The 17375-nt window shown below is 42.5% G+C and carries 20 protein-coding genes; 8 read left to right on the top strand and 12 right to left on the bottom strand.

All coding sequences use genetic code 11. The annotated features are described in order from the left end of the window. Window positions 1-2: 2 nt before the first annotated feature. The gene (gene nqrM, locus AB6D07_RS16440; protein WP_009846971.1) at window positions 3-200 is read right to left on the bottom strand and encodes a (Na+)-NQR maturation NqrM; all 198 of its coding nucleotides are present in this window, start codon (window positions 198-200) and stop codon (window positions 3-5) included. Further along, window positions 197-643 carry a NifB/NifX family molybdenum-iron cluster-binding protein gene (locus tag AB6D07_RS16435; RefSeq protein WP_017102708.1) on the bottom strand — a complete coding sequence of 149 codons (447 nt, stop codon included), beginning with the start codon at window positions 641-643 and terminating at the stop codon, window positions 197-199. The genes nqrM and AB6D07_RS16435 overlap by 4 nt, the downstream gene beginning before the upstream one ends. 280 nt (window positions 644-923) lie before the next feature. Here AB6D07_RS16435 and AB6D07_RS16430 point away from each other — a divergent pair, with 280 nt between their 5' ends. After that, on the top strand, window positions 924-1427 hold the full coding sequence (locus tag AB6D07_RS16430) for a YcxB family protein (protein ID WP_017102707.1): 504 nt from the start codon (window positions 924-926) through the stop codon (window positions 1425-1427). Between the two features lie 167 nt (window positions 1428-1594). Here AB6D07_RS16430 and AB6D07_RS16425 read toward each other — a convergent pair whose 3' ends face one another. Beyond that, entirely contained in the window at window positions 1595-3406 is a 1812-nt protein-coding gene (locus AB6D07_RS16425; RefSeq protein WP_017102706.1) for a PLP-dependent transferase, read from the bottom strand. A 142-nt stretch (window positions 3407-3548) separates the two neighbouring features. On the opposite strand from AB6D07_RS16425, the gene AB6D07_RS16420 reads away from it, so the two are divergent. Together AB6D07_RS16420 and AB6D07_RS16415 are read left to right on the top strand one after the other, a co-directional pair. Beyond that, window positions 3549-4004, top strand: a complete 456-nt coding sequence (locus tag AB6D07_RS16420; RefSeq protein ID WP_012604166.1) for an Lrp/AsnC family transcriptional regulator — start codon at window positions 3549-3551, stop codon at window positions 4002-4004. 285 nt (window positions 4005-4289) lie between these two features. Further along, complete coding sequence (locus AB6D07_RS16415) at window positions 4290-5297, top strand: tetratricopeptide repeat protein (protein ID WP_012604167.1); 1008 nt, start codon at window positions 4290-4292, stop codon at window positions 5295-5297. Window positions 5298-5499: 202 nt separating this feature from the next. On the opposite strand, the gene AB6D07_RS16410 is transcribed toward AB6D07_RS16415, so the two are convergent. After that, window positions 5500-5838: a hypothetical protein gene (locus AB6D07_RS16410; RefSeq protein WP_009846986.1), complete on the bottom strand. Its 339-nt coding sequence runs from the start codon at window positions 5836-5838 to the stop codon at window positions 5500-5502. A gap of 169 nt (window positions 5839-6007) precedes the next feature. On the opposite strand from AB6D07_RS16410, the gene folK reads away from it, so the two are divergent. The 4 genes from folK to folM all read left to right on the top strand — a co-directional run bounded on the left by folK (window position 6008) and on the right by folM (window position 8372). Further along, window positions 6008-6520, top strand: a complete 513-nt coding sequence (folK, locus tag AB6D07_RS16405; protein ID WP_017102705.1) for a 2-amino-4-hydroxy-6-hydroxymethyldihydropteridine diphosphokinase — start codon at window positions 6008-6010, stop codon at window positions 6518-6520. A 112-nt stretch (window positions 6521-6632) separates the two neighbouring features. Beyond that, window positions 6633-7010 carry a dihydroneopterin triphosphate 2'-epimerase gene (gene folX / locus AB6D07_RS16400; protein WP_017102704.1) on the top strand — a complete coding sequence of 126 codons (378 nt, stop codon included), beginning with the start codon at window positions 6633-6635 and terminating at the stop codon, window positions 7008-7010. A 10-nt stretch (window positions 7011-7020) separates the two neighbouring features. Beyond that, entirely contained in the window at window positions 7021-7659 is a 639-nt protein-coding gene (gene folE, locus AB6D07_RS16395; protein WP_017099742.1) for a GTP cyclohydrolase I FolE, read from the top strand. Then, window positions 7656-8372, top strand: a complete 717-nt coding sequence (gene folM, locus AB6D07_RS16390) for a dihydromonapterin reductase (RefSeq protein ID WP_017102703.1) — start codon at window positions 7656-7658, stop codon at window positions 8370-8372. The genes folE and folM overlap by 4 nt, the downstream gene beginning before the upstream one ends. Window positions 8373-8460: 88 nt before the next feature. On the opposite strand, the gene AB6D07_RS16385 is transcribed toward folM, so the two are convergent. The 3 genes from AB6D07_RS16385 to AB6D07_RS16375 form a co-directional block, all read right to left on the bottom strand. Then, window positions 8461-8817, bottom strand: coding sequence for a hypothetical protein (locus AB6D07_RS16385; RefSeq protein WP_017102702.1), 357 nt, complete (start codon window positions 8815-8817; stop codon window positions 8461-8463). 21 nt (window positions 8818-8838) lie between these two features. After that, window positions 8839-9711 (bottom strand): patatin-like phospholipase family protein, encoded by an 873-nt coding sequence (locus AB6D07_RS16380; RefSeq protein WP_029222870.1) that lies wholly within the window; start codon window positions 9709-9711, stop codon window positions 8839-8841. 334 nt (window positions 9712-10045) lie between these two features. Further along, the gene (locus AB6D07_RS16375; protein WP_009846993.1) at window positions 10046-10600 is read right to left on the bottom strand and encodes a hypothetical protein; all 555 of its coding nucleotides are present in this window, start codon (window positions 10598-10600) and stop codon (window positions 10046-10048) included. 412 nt (window positions 10601-11012) lie between these two features. Between AB6D07_RS16375 and AB6D07_RS16370 the strand changes: the two genes are divergently transcribed. Next, entirely contained in the window at window positions 11013-12521 is a 1509-nt protein-coding gene (locus AB6D07_RS16370) for a DUF3360 domain-containing protein (RefSeq protein WP_012604176.1), read from the top strand. Window positions 12522-12636: 115 nt separating this feature from the next. On the opposite strand, the gene AB6D07_RS16365 is transcribed toward AB6D07_RS16370, so the two are convergent. The 5 genes from AB6D07_RS16365 to AB6D07_RS16345 all read right to left on the bottom strand — a co-directional run bounded on the left by AB6D07_RS16365 (window position 12637) and on the right by AB6D07_RS16345 (window position 17207). Then, the gene (locus AB6D07_RS16365; RefSeq protein WP_029222869.1) at window positions 12637-13563 is read right to left on the bottom strand and encodes a hypothetical protein; all 927 of its coding nucleotides are present in this window, start codon (window positions 13561-13563) and stop codon (window positions 12637-12639) included. A gap of 325 nt (window positions 13564-13888) precedes the next feature. Then, window positions 13889-14095 (bottom strand): hypothetical protein, encoded by a 207-nt coding sequence (locus AB6D07_RS16360; RefSeq protein ID WP_017102699.1) that lies wholly within the window; start codon window positions 14093-14095, stop codon window positions 13889-13891. 214 nt (window positions 14096-14309) lie between these two features. Continuing rightward, entirely contained in the window at window positions 14310-16217 is a 1908-nt protein-coding gene (locus AB6D07_RS16355) for an AAA family ATPase (RefSeq protein ID WP_017102698.1), read from the bottom strand. Further along, entirely contained in the window at window positions 16207-16704 is a 498-nt protein-coding gene (locus AB6D07_RS16350; RefSeq protein WP_017102697.1) for an ABC-three component system middle component 5, read from the bottom strand. Before AB6D07_RS16350 ends, AB6D07_RS16355 begins: the two co-directional genes overlap by 11 nt. Further along, window positions 16704-17207 (bottom strand): ABC-three component system protein, encoded by a 504-nt coding sequence (locus AB6D07_RS16345; protein WP_372140733.1) that lies wholly within the window; start codon window positions 17205-17207, stop codon window positions 16704-16706. Before AB6D07_RS16345 ends, AB6D07_RS16350 begins: the two co-directional genes overlap by 1 nt. Window positions 17208-17375: the final 168 nt, after the last annotated feature.

Below are 17375 nucleotides of genomic sequence, written 5' to 3'. Positions count from 1 at the left end.
ACTTAGCTTGATGGCTCAGTAATCTGATACAACTTTCGGCTTTGCCCTTCACACACATCCTTGCAATTGCATTCGCGCTCAATGTCTAACTGTGCGAGTCCTCCACAACTGCCTTTGATTGGCTTGCGCGAAAAAATCACGCCTATCGCCATCAGTGTAACGACTCCGACAAACCCCAATAGCGTCAACAAAAAGGTCATTTACGGAACCCTCGAATAGCGCCTAGCTGATTAGGCTGTGCCATTAAAATCGAAGCTTGTTTTTTGTGCCCTTTCTCGCCGCACGTTTTATTGCTACACCCGCTATTGCGCGACTCGCGACCATAATCGAGGTCGGTTACTTCTTGTAGATTGCTAAAATCCAGAGTGGTAACTTCGGCTTTTCCTTTAGATGTAAAAACGCGAACATCATGATTGAACAAGTGCGACAGCATTTTCTTCCCGATGTGACGAACCACAACAGCTTTCACATCATAAGATTTAACGACGGACATCCATTGCTTCTTCTTATTGCACGGGCTGTCTGAATCAACCAAAGGAATAAGATGCTTTATTTGTTGTTGCTCATCGACAATCGCGATCTGTGGGGAACGAGCAAAATGGTTGCCGACATGAAGGTCGCGACAAGGTATTGCGTATAACATGGTAACTTCCTGTTATTGATGATCAGGAATTCAGAATACGCCCCATTACTGGCATATGCCAATAACTATCGTATGAGAAATAAGATTTACAGAATGGATACTTAAGTTAAGAAGTAAATCCTCAACAACATCATTTAACACCAATTGAAATAACAACTGACTCTGGCATGAACAAGCGCATTCAGTATTATTGATTTACAAAAGAGGATTGAAACCGCTAAGACAAACCAGCGTGAAGCGATATAATGCGCCTCAACAAAGAACTACAAAGTAGCCACACATGCCTAAAGATCCCGGTTTCACCACAGAATACACCCTCGACAAAACGTTTTTCGCAGAGTGTTATGATCAAACTAGCCTTCCGACTCAGTTTCCAAAAGCCTATTTAAAGGCATTTTTGTTTCTTATTTTTGGTTGGGTTCTATTGGAGTTTGAACTGTTACCTAGTGGCTACGTAGGCTGGTTTTTTATCGTTTTGAGTGTGATTGAAGCGTTCAGTGTATATTGCAAGAGAACCTGGTGGTTATGGCGACAAAAAATCAGCTCAGGTGCTGGCAGTAAAGTGGTCTTTTCAGGGGATACTGATGGTGTGAGTTATAAAAACCGTAAAGCCACCAATACTATCGCTTGGCGTGACATCGACCAACTTGAACAGACCGATCTCGGCTTTATCCTTCATATTGGAAAGCAGCGCCAATATGTGAGTAAATCTTGTCTAAGCGATCAAGCCATTGTATTCATGGTCGAACAACACGAAGCATCTAAAACATCCAAAGATTCCTAAGCTTTCTATGCTTTCTATGCTTTCTATGCTTTCTAAGCAAATTAGCATCTATGAATGCCTGCTGACTTAGCCGGCATTTTTACATCCCCCTAAGTGTCATGACTGGACTACAACAGAGGCCACCGTATACCAAATAAGTGATTGTCACCTTTCCTTATTAACTCAGCTTACTGAGTAAGTTGCTCAAACTTCGGTAAACTCTTCACAAACCTCTGATGCACATCCATGTAGGTTTGCATATAAATTTCATCGATACTGTCACCACAGGGGAAACTAGATGAGAAGTCGAGATGTTTACGGTCAATCGACAATTTGGCGGCTTCGACAATATGAGCAATGAACATTCGCGGATCTTCCAAGCCGATAGAGATACGCATTGTGGTTGGCTTGATGCCTGCTTCATTTAACGCTTCATCGCTGAGCTCTGAGTGCGTGGTCAGTGCTGGGCACAAGGCCACGGTGTTGGTTTGCCCTAAGCTCACTTGCATGCCGATTGCTGGCTCAAGCATGTCGAAGAACTGTTTAAACCCATCTCGATTGATTGGTGCACGGTCGCCGTTACCTTCCATATCGATTGTGAAAAGCGCCGCTGGTAAACCCAAGTACATGTTATTCTGGCAGTGTTCATAGTTATCGCTGTCTGGCAAAGCTGGACACGACACATTGATGTCTGGGTGAGCATCAAAGATCTTCGCGAGAGTCAGTGTATTAATCGTTTTTTGCACCACTCGCATCTCATACGTTTTCATGCCATTAAGCACTTCAAACGCTTTGTCTGCGTCTAGGAATGCGCCCTTAATGTAGTACACATTCCAAAACAGCGTTTCGTTCCATGGAATGGTGGCCGCATCGCCGTTAGGTTTGGTGAAAGTGACCTCCTCTCCTTTTGGAATAAACATGGTCTCGTTACGGCCAATCACGACCCCAGCAGTTGTGGTGCCAGAACCCGCCAGTTCTTTGGTGTAAGAGTGAATAACATAATCGGGTCTTTCCATCACATCATCACGTTTCAGTACTGGGTGTAATAAAGGCGTGCCCACTGTCGAGTCAACAATCACGTCCCAACCACGAGAGTGACCTGCTTTACTGATACTAGCAACATCTAACACGTATCCATGCGGGTTACACGGTGACTCTAGGTAGACGTAGATTTTCTTACCCGCAGCGATTCGATCCGCGTATTTATCGGCAACCTCATCAAGTCGCGTCGCAAACTCATCCCCGGAGTAACCATCCACCCACTCTACCGCGACATTCAGGTTCGAAGGCTTGCCAAACCAATCTTCCAACAGTTGGTAAGAACCGCCGTAGATATTGCGTGAAGCTAAGACAATGTCTTCATACCCAAGTAGATGGCTCAACAACCCATCAATAGCGGCCATCCCCGAGTTAAAGTTCCATGCGAGGTACTCATTGGCTCTAGAGCCTGCCTCAATATCAACCATGTGGTTAGCCAGTGAAATCGATGTTGGGTTAAGCAGTCGAGAGTAAATATCGTGCAGCGGCTCCTTACCATTAAACGCATCTTCAATCCATTCTGTACACGCAAACAAATAGGTCGCGGTACGTGTAATCACAGGGCTCGCAGAGAAAATAGCAGCGACATTATCGAAGATAGGATACGCACCTTTGGATGCAAAATTACCATTATTGGTGGCAATAGACTGGTAAGTGGCGCGCATTGGGTTTTGCAGATTGTCGAGGATCTTAGCGATCTGGAATGACAAAAAACGTTTGGCGTTAAACCAAGCGATTCGGTCGCTCTTATCGAGCTCTGAAAGGCCATCAACCGTCAATGCCCAAAGATCGTGTGTCTTGGTATTGGCTTTGTACAGTGTCGTCGCCAGTTCGATAAGCGTGACGCCGTAATCACTGTTTGGGTCGATACCAAAATGCTTGGCTTGCTCAATGGCAAGGGCTTCTGCTTGTTCGTGTTTGGTAGTTTTACGCAGCGGGCTAAGTTGAGTTGAAGTATTCATAGTTCCTAAGTCATTCCATGCTGGTTGTTCCTCCTTTAATTTTAGTTTTGTGCAGATGCTAAAAATTGCTATTTACGAAGTAAGACATACACTTTGAGCAATAATATTGCCAAACTAAATTCAATATTGATGGAATATGCCAATGGATGAGATCGATAAGAAAATACTGGCTGAACTGCAAAGCAACGCTCGGCTGACTAATCAAGAGTTGGCCGACCGAGTAGCACTGTCGCCCTCTCCTTGCTTACGCCGAGTTCGAGCATTAGAGAAACAAGGGATTATTCGCGGCTATCACGCCAGTGTTGACCAAGAAGCGTGTGGCCTGCCAGTCAATGTGTTTGTGTTGGTGAAACTTGAAAAGCCGACAGAAGAGAACATGCGAGACTTTGAACAGCACATCGAAGTGATTGATGAAGTGTTAGAGTGCTTTCTAATGACGGGCAATCACGACTACCTATTGCATGTAGTCAGCGAGTCGCTAAAAAGCTACGAGCAGTTTATCCGCAAGCAATTAACCCGCCTGCCCAATATTGCTTCGATTGAATCCAGCTTCGCCTTCGGTCAGGTAAAAACAAAGACCAAGCTGCCAGTCAGGTAATGAGTGTCACGATAACTTGGGTTTAAAGACCTCTAGATCATTATCGGCACATATAGAGCTCTGTCCATTGCTACTGACTCAGTGCCACCTAATTTCCGCGCCTAAGCCATTGAGTTAATCGCTTGGGTCAACGTTTATTAACCAGTCTTGGTTGCTTCCAGTATATTGAGATGCCCTAGGTCTCATTGTCGTGAATTCGGTTTTCGATATCCCGAAATTTCCTTTATTTTCAAAGCTGTTTTGTTATATTCATGTGAAACATTACTAATATAAGAAATGGCTTAAATGATAAAACAAAGTTGTACTTTTTTAACGTCACTGTCGCTGCTGCTATCCGCTAGCACTTTTGCATACGATCTTGAGATAGAAGCTTTTGAAGGCGAAGAACTCGCACTTTTAAAGAACGCAGAAACGTCTAGCGATAACGAATTGCTAATGCAGGCTGCTAACCTTTTAATTGAAGATTCAATGTATGAAGAGAACTTACAACGCGGATATGAGTACATGAATCAAGTAGCGGAATCTGGTGAGGTAAAAGCGATGATTACCTTGGCAGATAATTATTACTACGAAGAGCAATACGAAAAAGCACTGGCTTGGTACCACAAAGCTGAAACCAGCAAAGACCCTTATGTGCTCTACTCATTAGGCGTAATGTATTTTGATGGTGAAGGTACACCTATCGACCTAAAGAAAGGCAACGATTATTACCTAGCTTCTGCAAAAGCGGGGTATTCTGACGCTATGTATCAACTCGCATTTTCATACGATGAAGGTCAAGGCGTCACTCAAGACTTCTCCAAATCTGCGTATTGGTTTGAGCAATCGGCTAACTTAGGCGATGCAAGTGCTATGTACAATTTGGGTATTTCTTACCTAAATGGACAAGGCGTTGAAAAGAGTTGCTCTAAAGCGATGCAATTATTTAGCAAAGCCATTGAAGAAGATGAACATACACTTTCTTATGTGAAGATGGGTGATATTTACTCTTCTACGCGATACAAAAAACCGTGTGGTTTCAAAACTACAGACGCAAAAAAAGCATTAGAGTATTACACTCACGCCGCAATGCAGGGCAACGATTATGGTCAATATTCCGTTGGTTACGCCTACCGTAATGGTCACGGTACATGGAGCGATTTTGTTAAAGCGCTAGCATGGTTTGAAGTCGCGCAGGAATACGGAAACTCGGATGCAGAGAAAGAGATAATCGACGTGAAACAGTACATGTCGAAAGAAAACATTGCCGCAGCTGCGCAGCTTAAAGACTCTTTAATCGAAGATATCTGGTAAGGATAGTAACGACTCTAATTGTCATGGACTAGAACACTTCTATCCAATTACCCGTTAGAGATCGGTTTATTGTAACAGCCTCAAAACTAAGGCCTCACACACACGAGGCCTTAGTTTTATGTACAGAGCAATTTATCGCAATCAATTAACTAATTATCCTATTAGCTAATTAATTAACCGCTCCAAACCAACTGAATCACTCTCAGTCCATTCGGGTAATGAAGGTTTGTTCGTCATCGACAAAAGCCACGTAGTCGCCGTGATAGATAAACACTCGGCCTCGCCCTTCAACGATACACGCAAGCTGTGGGTTCAAATCTTCGTCAAGATTTTCACTTTGATACGTGCCGGTATCGGTGATCACACCGCGGAGTTTAGGTAAAAATCCATAGCTGCGCTTGGCTTGATCAATCAGGCTCAATTCACTGGCGGTCGAGAAGTAAGATGGGATTGGACCTGCATCTTCGATAAACATAGTTTTCAGTTCTTCAAAAGCTGTAATCACCAGCCAGTCGATGCCGTTAACGTGATGGATAAACATTGTTTATAAATACCTAGATTCTCGATAATTCTGATGCGGGGATTCTATCACTATCAGACGCGATTTGCGGCAGAACCGTATTTTCTTTTGTCCTCCAACCTCTAAGAGGATACATAGCTGATCTTCCTCGCGAGTTGGACGTATAGGCTCCTTAAAAGGAAGGAAAACTATGGCCAACGTCTACGTCAGCATCGGAAGCAACATTAACCGCGAACACCACGTCACAGAGTCTCTCAAAGCATTGAATGACCGCTTTGCACCGCTGCACATTTCTAATTTCTACGATTGCGAGCCTGTCGGTTTCGAGGGGGACAACTTCCTAAACCTAGTCGTTGGGTTTGAATGTGACCTCCCTGTCGCCGAACTGGCTCAGGTTCTACATCAAATCGAAGCAGAGAATGATCGCAAGCGTCAGACCAAAGCCTATGCTTCACGCACGATGGATATCGACATCCTTCTTTATGGTAATCAAGTCGGCATTATTGATGGCGTAGAGCTGCCTAGAGGCGAAATCACCGAGTACGCATTTGTACTCAGGCCGTTAGTTGATATTGCCGCGCAAGAACGCCACCCCACTCTAGACATCTCATTTCAGCAGCTCTGGGAAAGCTTCGATCAATTGAGCCAAAAAACCGAACCCATCCCTTTCGATATCAGTTTCACTCAGCCTTTCCATGACTGAAAAAAGAACGGCTACAAAAAGAACGACTGAACTCTTAATCACCTGAGCTTTACTGATCTTTTCTTAAAACAAGCACGTAACTGACTTCACTTTCTAAGGATTGGACACTGTTATGAATCACAACGCCATTATCACTATTACAAACCTCAGACTAAGAACCTTCATCGGCTTCAACGAAGAAGAAAAGTCTAAGCAGCAAGACATCGTCATTAACGCAGAAATCCACTACCCCGCTAACAACCTTTGCCTATCTGATGATGTGGACAACGCGCTTAACTACAAAAACATCTGCAAGAAGATCATTCAACACGTCGAATCCGGAAGGTTTCTGCTTTTGGAAAAGCTAACCAGTGACGTTCTCGGCATTTGTATCGACCATCCTTGGGTGAAATACGCTCAAGTGAGAATCGACAAGCCTCATGCACTACGTTTTGCTGACTCTGTTTCGCTCACTCTGAGCTATGAAGCAGACAACGACAATAATTCATAAGGAGTGCGTCATGCTGAACACAGAAGCCGAAAAAGTAAGAGAAGCTTTGCTCGCAAGAGGACTTGAAACTCCGATGACACCGAGCGAAATGAATCCCAACCAGAAGTACAACCGCATCAAAGGACTTTTGACGGAAGTTGTCAGTACGCTTGGGCTGGATTTAACCGACGACAGCCTTGCTGAAACACCCCATCGCATTGCAAAGATGTACGTCCATGAGATATTTTCAGGGCTCGATTACGATAACTTCCCGAAAATCAGTGTTATAGAAAATAAAATGTCGGTTGATGAAATGGTTAAGGTATCGGATATCGACTTAACATCTACGTGCGAACATCACTTCATTACTATTGATGGTTTAGCGGAAGTCGCCTACATCCCTGAAAACAAGATTCTTGGGCTGTCTAAAATCAACCGTATCGTTCGATTCTTTGCTCAGCGTCCTCAGGTACAAGAACGCCTTACTCAGCAAATCCTAGTCGCGATACAGACTCTAGTGGAAACAGAAAACGTGGCCGTGACGATTAAAGCCACTCACTATTGCGTTAAATCCAGAGGCGTCATGGATGCAAACTCTGAAACCTCAACAACCGCTCTCGGTGGTATTTTTAAAACTAACCCTCAAACCAGAGCTGAGTTTTTACGATGAGTGAAACGATATTAATAACCGGCGTGGGAAAGCGACTCGGCTTCGCACTGGCGCAGCAACTTTTAGCGGATGGATTCAAAGTGGTTGGCACTTATCGCAACGACTATCCTCAATTGCAACTGTTGCGCGACAGTGGAGCCGACTTGCAGCATGTAGACTTTTATCAGCAAAGTAGTCTAGAGAGTTTTCTTCACTATGTTGGTCAAGAATATAAGACACTCCGAGCCGTCATACATAACGCTTCAGACTGGAAGCCTGAGAACAAAAACAATCCCAGTGACAATGCATCCCAAATCATGCACCAGATGATGACGATTCACGCTACCGTGCCTTATCTGTTCAATTTAACACTCAAAGACCAACTGATGTCTGGCGATGAAACTTCAGACATCATCCACATCAGTGATTACGTTGCGGAAAAAGGCAGTAAAAAACACATCGCTTACGCGGCCAGTAAAGCGGCGCTCAATAACCTGACTTTGTCGTTTTCTGCGATGCTGGCTCCCAAGGTGAAAGTAAATACCCTCTCTCCAGCCATGATTAAGTTTAATGAGCATGACGATGAGGCATACAAAACCAAAGCGCTGAAGAAAGCTCTGATTCCCACAGAAGCGGGCTTTGAGGAAATAATCGATGGCATCAAGTTTGTGTTGGCCAGTCACTACATGACAGGAAGAACCTTACACCTAGATGGCGGCAGACATTTGAAGTAATGCGCTTACATTGTCTGCTACCTAAAACGGCTGCTATATAGCGAATGCGGTTAACTAGGAACCGCTATAAGCTAGAAACTGCTATGACCTAGAAACTAGTATAAGACTGAGGAAGACGAGTTTCTTCGTCCCAGCCTAACAATTCAATATTGATTAGTGATTTACGCTTCTCATTACACAGTGAAGCGATATTGATAATAGGAAGCTGGCTACGAAACTGCGCGGTGAGGATGACCTTTTTATTTTGACTCAGGCTGTCTCGGCATTGCGCCACAATCGCTTCAGTATCTAGCTGGTGTGCGTTCTCGATAATCTGAATATCAGCGTTCTCTTGATAGCACTCTATCAGCCAAGATACGGCAGCCACTTCTGAGCTGGTAAGCACGATGACATCTTTTGTTGTGACCAATTCTTTGAGTTCAGATAGTTTTAGTTCAGTTTCCATAAATACTCAGCAGCAAATACATTAAAGTCGATTGCCCAGTTTAGCCTGTGCCAAATGGTATCCTCTATCTATCATCTCTTGTGAACGATCAAACTCTAAGGTGCCACAAGCATTGCGTGGGATCTCAAGCGTAATATCGGCGGGATAAGCGGCCAATTTTTGGCGAGCAATGGTCGATTGCATCGCATCAAACGCTTGGTTGGCAATGTCGTAGGCTGCAAAGTTAAAGCTCATTTTACTTTTTACACTGCTACCTAGATTATCGATAAAGTGAACAACCTTCTCATGCAAATTGCTCTCTTTGGTAGGTAGGGAAACCGGTATCACTTCCTGTTGAAGCATCTCAGGTTCACCACCTAAGTTCACAGCCAGAGTAAAGTCTGTCTTATCACTAAAGGTAGGCGCAATCGGTACGGGATTGAGCACTCCGCCATCAATCAGCACTTCGCCATTAATCACATGAGGAGTGAAGAACAGTGGTAAAGAGATAGAGGCGCGAATGGCGTCAAACAGAGAACCGGATTGCAGCCAAACCTCTTTTTCATCGGCGACGTTAGCGGCAACTGCGGTATAAGGGATAGGCAGTTCTTCAATTGAAATCTCACCGATCAATCCACGCAGTGTGTCGATGATCTTGTCCCCTTTGAAGATACCACTCGATTGCCATGAAAAATCCAACATCATCGCCATATCCGATTGGTCGATACTGGTGACCCACTCTTCAAATTCATCCAACTTACCCGCCGCATAGACACCACCGATAAGTGCGCCAATTGAACAACCAGAGATGGATTTTATCTGGTAGCCATGCTCAATTAACCAACGGATGATTCCAACGTGAACCAAGCCTCTTGCGCCACCACTGCCAAGTACCAACGAGATCGTTTTTTCCATCGTACTCATCCTTTAATTCATTAGCTCTTCAAAGCTTTGGGCAAAAATTATATCACTTCGTGTCAGTGTAAGCTGTGTAATGCTTTGAAAACTGCACCACCTGCGTGCCTAAATGTGTCGCGGATTGAGATCGGGCAGCTTAAGTTGATTGCTGAAACTCATAGACTTTAGACTACCGCACTAAACTAAAAGTGAGTCATTCCAGCAAGCCTAAGCGCGACTAGGAATCTGCTTTCCGTTAGCGCTTGATACAAAAAAGTCGCCCACTTGAAAGCGAGCGACCTCTTGTTGTTCATTGTGTTTTTGAGCTCATTCTGTAAGTGAGAACAAAGAATTACAACACGCGTAAGCACTCTTCTGGCGACAAGCTCAAGAGCGTATTGGCGAAGTTAATCTTCTCATCACGCCATCTCAATGCTGCCTCTCGACCTTCTTGTGCGTGTCTGTCGGCCTCAAAATAGCTTTTTCTTGGAAGCCCGTCTGCTGGCGTCATCACCATAGACTGTTCATTCAAGCGAAGCGTAAACAAGAACTGACCACGTTGTCCGGTTTGCGCTGCAGGGTGATGCAATGTGGTATCACAGCAATAGCGCCTATCACGCAGTGCGCGGCATGTGTACTCAAAAGCATCTTGAGCACCACGTCCAGGGAACGCGGTATAAACACTGATGCCATCACGTTGCAAAGACTGCTCACCCGCCGCGAGTTGCACCGCATGTTGGATCATCCTAAAGCCCAGAACCACGCCACCAATGCTGTTCAATCCACTGTATTGAATTGCGCCTTCTAAGCTCAGATGAAGTTTGTCTTCCCCTTCATAGAGAAAGAGATCAGGCGATGCCCAATCGCTCTTTGGAATAAGCAGTTGAGTAATATCCGAGTGTTCCATGTTGGTCTCCGCAACAATGAGTGTGTTTGAGCCCACAAGGTAACGTAATGAGAATTATTATCAATAGTTTTTAACCAAAAACGTTACCCCAGAAACCACTCATCGATGGATGCTATCTGATGCTTTAACGCCAAGCATTTCTTGTTAGATATTCATTTATTACCAATAAAGCTCATCGCCTACAAATAAACAGACACATACTATCTACAGGGTCTAATACTAGTCGTCCGACTCTACGACTAATGTCTAACCGACTGAGTCTATTTGTTTTTTTTGGTTTGGTATAAGGTACTAACAACTAAATGTTGATGAATTTTTAATGATAAGTTGACGCATTGTTTTCACTTCATGCCGTGAGTCAACAACGTTTGTTGGAATAACACACCTCAGAGTGTGAACGAAAGGAATCAAAATGAGCACTACTTTAGAGTCCGCACATATACAAACAGAGAAGCCTCAAGTCCATGAGGATGAACTCACCTATGAACAACAACATAAACCAAGATCGGAATTTGATTCCCGAGAACAGTATCTAGAACACGAATTGCAAATCATGTCGCCTAAGCGCTGGCGTCCAAATTTGCCGTTTAAAGATTATCGATTTGAGATAGAAGACGCCATCCCAGCGATGGCGGCGACCATTGGTAAAGTGGTTATGGTGGGCGCTATTGCAGCCACCTTTGCTGGGGCTCTCGGATTAAATGAAGACTTCATTCTAGAAAACGTTCGTTATGAACTCCTCATCGCCTCTGTTTTCATTATTATTTTCTCTGGCTTCCTGTTGCCGACCGCGAACCTCGCAGGTACACACGGCCCACTCATTCCTTTAATTCCGATTGTGGTTGCAGCAGGCGGACACCCTATGGCGTTTGGATTGCTGATTGGCGCTTTTGGCCTAATCTTAGCCATCAGTAAAGGTGGCAGTATGTTGGCCAACCTCACCAGTAAAGGCGTGTGTGGCGGATTATTGCTCTACCTTGGCTTTGTTGGAACCGCTTCTCAAGTGAAAAAGCTGTTCGCTTGGGCTGAAGGAATTGGCATGAGCCACATCGCGTTTGTCGTCATCTTTTGCACCATTATCTTGTACGCGTTATTGGAACACTTCCGCAAACGTTGGTTAGCTGTGCCTCTTAGTTGCTTACTGGGTGGTACGATTGCATTTGCCATGGGTGCCCCATTCGCTTTCCACACAGAGCCAGGCTTACCTAACATGAACCCTATGTATTGGTGGGGAGAAGATACAGGCTGGATGCTTGGCCTACCGACGATTGAACACTTCATGGTGGTATTGCCGTTTGCAATTCTAGCCGTGGCGATGTGGTCGCCAGATTTCTTAGGCCATCAAGTATTTCAAAAGATCAGCTACCCAGAGCGTACCGAAAAAGTACACATGAACATTGACGACACCATGACCACGGCTTCAATTCGCCAAACGTTCGGTTCTTTGCTCGGTGGTACTAACTTTACGTCTTCATGGGGTACTTACATCGTACCAGCGGCGATTGCTAAACGCCCTATTCCTGCCGGCGCATTGCTCACAGCTCTGTTCTGTATCATCGCCGCGGTTTGGGGTTACCCGATGGATCTAGCTATCTGGCAACCTGTACTTTGTGTCGCTCTCATTGTTGGGGTATTTGTTCCATTGCTAGAAGCTGGCATGGAAATGACGCGTGAAGGAAAAACCACCCAATCGGCAGCGATTGTTGTATTTTCTTCAGCGCTCGTTAACCCAGCATTTGGTTGGGCCCTCACCATGCTGTTGGATAACTTAGGCTTAGTCGGTTGTAAAGAACGCAGTAGTGAACTGAGTAAAATGAGCCGTTGGGTGTTGCCTGGCATTATGTTTATTGTGCTAAGTGGTGTGATGGCATTGGTTGGCCTTCTTCCGGGGATTCCAGCGATTATCCCAAGCTTTCGTTAACCTCGATTAATATTTAGTTTTAGTCGGAACACAAAAAGGCCTCGCAATCGCGAGGCCTTGTTTTATCTGCGTTCCAACGAACAAGCAGCGAAGCAATTTGAGATGGTAAACCAAATCAACTCGAGAGCCATTCATCCAGTACTGTGATGAATTTAGGGTTGATGAGATAACCGATGGAAGCATGCGGATTGCTTTTTCCGTTGCGAATATTGAGGTTATAGATTGGGTGGATATCTTTCATTCCACCGGGTATCAGATCCAGTTTGAGCATATCCTTAAAGTCATTTTTAATTTTGCTGTCATGAGAGATAAAATCATCTTCTGCCGATATGTTTATCCATTGCTGAATGTTTAACGGGTACTTCTTCTCATCTTTCAAGCGGCTCCCTTTTAGCCTATCTTTTACGTTTTCATCGCCTAGCGGTGACCCGAGCGTCAGCAATAAGTTGACCTTCTTATCCGCACCATAGTCGTGTCTATACTCTCCGTAATGAGACAACTTCCATAACACGTCATAACTGATCATCGACCCTAGACTGTGCGACACAATCATCACATCATCCTGATTATCAAGCGCTTCCTTCAGCTCAACCATTAGCCTATGCCTGACATCGCTACCAAAATAGGTATCTTCATACCAATAATGCTCCATATCCGGCGCGACCTTGGTTATGAGTGTCTCAGCCACTCCCAGCTTTCCAAATAGCGATGAAAAAGTATCTGCTAACGCCTCTTTTAGAAAACCAATTTTAGATACCTTGTTATACGTTGTGTTATTGAACTGGCTTGCCTTGTACTTTTTGAGTTCAGACAACGCTTGCTGTCGACTTGCAGGGTCTTCCGTTGGTTTCTCTAACAATGTGTTTGATAGTTCACCGTAATAGACAAACCGTTTATCGACATCTTTAAAAGCTTGTAATGAACTTGAGTCTCCACAATCTCGCTGCAAACCATGTTCTATGGCCTCGTACCAGAGTGCTTGAAGGGGAGCTTTATCGGGCTTTTGAGCGCGACCATGAATGAATATTATTTTCTTAGCCATAGCAGAACGTCCTAAACACATAGTTAAAATTATTATCATTAGAAAGCACCACTAGATTCGGTCAGCCCTTACTAATAACAGTGGTACTAATTACGTATCTAGAGGTGGTTGATAGAGCATTTATATAACTATGAGGCCGTCGTTTAAGGACCATAAACGAGTGAACGATGCGATCATTACTCGCAAATTAAAATGAATGTATCTAGCAAAACCTCCAACTACCAAAAAGGCCTCGCAAACGCGAGGCCTTGGTTTTTTCTCTGAACGATTAACCACTATCCTTTAACAACTACAGCGCCCTACTTCACTGACTGAACCGCTTTCATCAACGTTGTGTTGAACGGCTGTCTAAGCTCCAACCATGGATGAAGATCAGCGCCGTATCCCCACTCCCACTTTTGCCATACGCGATTTGTTCGCTACCGTGAGATATCGCAATACCGTACTTAACCATTGAATCATGAGCCATGGCATTAAAGCTACCAAGTGCCATGAATACCAAGAGTGTGATGTTTAGAATTAAACGTTTCATAGTGTCTCTCTACTTACTTTAAAGGGAACACAGAAAGCGCCCCTCTCAATCAATATAGTCACTATAAAGTGTGAAGCTTTAGACGGGTCAAGGATGTTTATTAGGAAAGAACAGTACACAACTTGGTGCAACAGAAAAGCAGTTGAAAGTAGTTAAATCATGAGGGCATACACAAAGTAGGCATGCCCTTTATTATTCCTACACCGCATAATACCTATTTGGCGAAGATATATTCATTTGTGTCATAGTAAGGACCAACTCCATAACTTTCGTTATTTAACTCCTGGCATGCCTTTGAGGAAGTAATAATCACTTGATAATCACCTTTATCTTTTAGTGTCTCCATTAAATTTTTCTGCAGCTGATGGCTCCTAGAAGCATTAAGGTCACCACATTCAAAATCCAAAATCATAAAGTTAGGAAGTCTTGATTCGTTGTCAAAAATCGCATGATTAAGCATTGAGATCTGCAAACTACTCTTCTTTATTACATTCGAACTATCAGAAAATGTAACTCGACCGCCAACTGACCATTCATCTTTCCCGAAATTAATTTCGTCGCTAAGAGCTGAAGCTTCCCTAAAATTATGCTCATTTCCTAGATCAGCTTCGAGCAGTTGCTTCGCTGTCTTAGATACAGATTGAAGAACCTTGAATCTCCGTTCTTTGCTATTTCTTTCATTTTCTTCGATATGTCGATTAATGACTAACAACTCATCTTCTTTTAGTTTTTTCTCTTTTAGTAAGCTATCAATTCTTAGATATGTTTCTTTATCATCTATTTTTTCATCTAACTCACTCTCAAGCTTACTTATTTTCTTAGAGTATTCTTCAATGACGATTTCTCGTTCATTTGTTGAAGTAGACACGTTTCGAAGCTTTGATTCTTCCTCTCGTAAAGTAGATGTGATCTTAGCAAGCAGTCCACTAACTTCTTCTAAACTAACATTCAACTTATCGATAGTTTTTTTATTCTGTCTTTGTTGATACTTTAATTCAGAGAGAGTCTCTGTATATTTTTCTTCTAAGCTGTGTTTAGGGATATCATTTTTACATAAGCTACATTTACACGCTTCCGTTTCAACTTCCTTTATAGAGGAGAAACAGCTTGGACAATATGTAAAGCTCATTTCACCTAATGAGCTAAAGGTATTCTTAGATTCAAGTAGAGACTTCAATCTAAATTCGAGGCTTTTCTCAAATAACAAACAGTCGGTTATTTCCGATTTAATATATAACCTTTTTTCTTTTAGGTGTTTTATTTCACCAGTCATAACAGCAATACCTTGCGATATAACGGTTATGTTATCCGTAAAACCATCTGGTAACGATGTTGAAGACACACTAAGCTTTTTATTTTTATCTATGACGCATATCTCAAGCTCTTTCTGCTTTTTCATGATAGCGTCATCGTAATCTTTCAGTGATGTTAACTCATCAATCTCCAAAATACGCTTATAGGACTTAATATCAGATTCTACTGAGTCAATATTACGTACCAACTTCCACTTTTGTTGTCTACTTTCGTAAAGAGAAAGGTCATCAAGACCAAGAACAAAATCTCCAATAGCTTGTCGCGTACTTGCACTATCGTATCTTGAATCAACCTCACTTCTAAAAATTTTCGTAGAATCGGATGATTGACTCAAATATAAAAGCCTTAATACTTGGTGCATCGTTAGATTATTACTATCAGATGTAATTGATTGGCCCCATCCCAACGCCTCAAAGAAAAACTCTGAGAAGCTCATTTTGTTTTCACTTCGAGTAGGGCCTAGGTGTAACCAACCTTCTTCACTGCGTAAGCTATCTTCATAAGAACCATTAAATACATCTATATAAGGTTTCTTATTTGTAGTATCAATTCCTCTAGTCAGAGTTAATAAAGCATCGTCAACAGAGACTTCAGAGACAACTTTATTGTATTTTTCAATAGGTTCCTTCCACTCTCTATCTTTTAGCTCTCCTCCAAGGGCATAAAAAATAAGATCTAGTAAGGTAGACTTACCAACAGAGTGTTCACCTCTGACGATGTTGATCCCCTGATGGAATTGCTGGTCATACATCACCTTATCGCCTTTGAAAGCAATGAAGCGGTTAATCATCAATCTTTTATAGGTCATACCTGTACTCCATTAAACCAGACTTTGATTTCAAACCAGACTCACCATGTAATTTTACGTCTTTCATTTTCGTGGTGATAACTTGGAACTCTAATGATTTACGAAATTCATCACTCGCGATTTGATCAGCTAAAGGATCTGGAAGTTGGTGATGTTTAATTTTAATGAGATTATCACTGGTGTATTCAATGAGATCTTTTGAAAGTAAACTAATTAATACATTTGCGCGTATAGTTTTTAACTCAAAAAATATTTTCCTTGGATTTTCTATATACTCATAACTATCAGGTATACTATGTAAATGATTATATATTATTGAATTTTTCCTAGGCCACTTATCAATGTTTTTCAACTGACTTGGGAAAAGATAATAGAAGTCAGCAATATGAAGATAATTTATACTCACTGGAATGCTGCATGCACTCAAAATACTGAGCAGTCTATAAGCACAATGATTAGCATCTTTATATGGATGATATATTATCATTATTTCCACCTCAAATGGCACTTACCAGTCAAAAAATAGAGCATACCTCTAATCATCTCCATTGACATTGGTTGAACAACAAGAATTTCTTCGTACAAGGGAGTTATAATTCTATCTTGGATTTCATTATCAATCTTACTATTTATTTCTTGTTGTACTATTAATGGTTTTATATAACTCTTAAAATATGAGTTTATCTTACTCAAACAATGAAAATAGACTATCTGCTCTTTGTCGGATAGCTGTTTCTTAGATACCTTTCTAGAAAATTTGTTTTCCAAATATTCAGCATCTTCTAATAAATCAGTTCGATTACCTTCTATAAGCTTATTTTCTAAACCTATTATTTTCCTGCCAGGTCTAGGCGATAGAAACTCTTGAAATTCCTCGATCATATCTCGGTAAGCAGGGGCTTCCTTTGCCAATTTTTGTGAAGTCTCTATTAATATAAGCAATGCGTTTTTCTGAAGTAATACAGACGATGCCCCTGAAGATATTGGCATATCCATCGACCTATCAAGTATGTCTTCTCTTATTTTTATTTCAAAAAGTGCTTTCGTTGTATTAGCTTCTAATTCTGATATTAAATCTTCATCTAATACAGTACATGTTACATCGGCTTTGTTGCGTAATTAAATTTAAAGATAGAACAACCCCGTTTCGCGTATTTC

This window comes from Vibrio sp. 10N.239.312.C11 (assembly GCF_041466065.1).
Taxonomy (GTDB): domain Bacteria; phylum Pseudomonadota; class Gammaproteobacteria; order Enterobacterales; family Vibrionaceae; genus Vibrio; species Vibrio tasmaniensis_A.
This window is presented reverse-complemented; position numbering and strand designations above follow the sequence as displayed.